The 727-nt window shown below is 61.5% G+C and carries 1 protein-coding gene; it reads right to left on the bottom strand.

The window, feature by feature from the left end:
* The coding region (locus LDK53_RS21985; protein ID WP_225288071.1) for a type VI secretion system Vgr family protein at positions 1-727 on the bottom strand (727 nt) is incomplete at both ends.

Here is a 727-nt window from a genome sequence, read left to right as displayed (position 1 = left end):
ATCCAGCGTCATCTCATCTCCCTGTGCCTGGATCTCCACCTTCCCTTTACCGGCAAACATTTTGATGCCCAGCTTTTGCGCATACAGACTTACCCGCTCCCCGGCCGCCACGGTGAATCTTTTCAGTGCGCTGAAATCCGTGTGCCCGCCGCTGGTACTGATGATGTTGTCTCCCGCCGACTGCTGCAGGCTTTTCCCCGTCACCTGCGCCATCCCTTCCGGCGCCGAGACCAGCAGCGCCGCTTTCTTTAAATCCATCAGCGCTTCTGACAGCAGCGCCTTCTGCGTCTGCACATCTGCCAGTTCCGCCCTCGCCGCTTCTGCCGCGCTGCGTAGCGATTCAGCCAGTGACCGCGCCTGCTCCAGCTGGCTTATCGCTGCCTGCATCTCCAGCACCTGACCCTGCGCCTTCGCCTGGCCGTCAGCGCTGATAAAAATCCCTTTCTGCGCCCGTATCGCGCCCCAGCTGTCCGTCCTGAGCTCAAACCCCTCGCCGCGCTGCTGTTTCTCACTGTCAACCAGGTGGCCGAGGTTCAGCTGGCTCTTGCCGCCGTACTCCGTGCTGACCTTGATGTGCTCTTTACCACGCTCGTCATCAAGGCGGATTTTGTTGTTCGCCGGGGTGCGCAGGACGTTGCGTTTGTAGTTCCGGATGGTGACGTGGTCGCCGTGCGCCGAGTCGTGCAGCACGCCGGCAATGTACGGCCGGTCCGGGTTACCGTCCTCA

Origin of the sequence: Enterobacter sp. K16B, from assembly GCF_020216105.1 — a bacterium.
In the GTDB taxonomy this organism is placed as follows: Bacteria; Pseudomonadota; Gammaproteobacteria; order Enterobacterales; family Enterobacteriaceae; genus Enterobacter; species Enterobacter sichuanensis.
The sequence above is the reverse complement of the archived record's forward strand: the minus strand, read 5'-3'. Positions and strand labels throughout refer to the sequence as shown.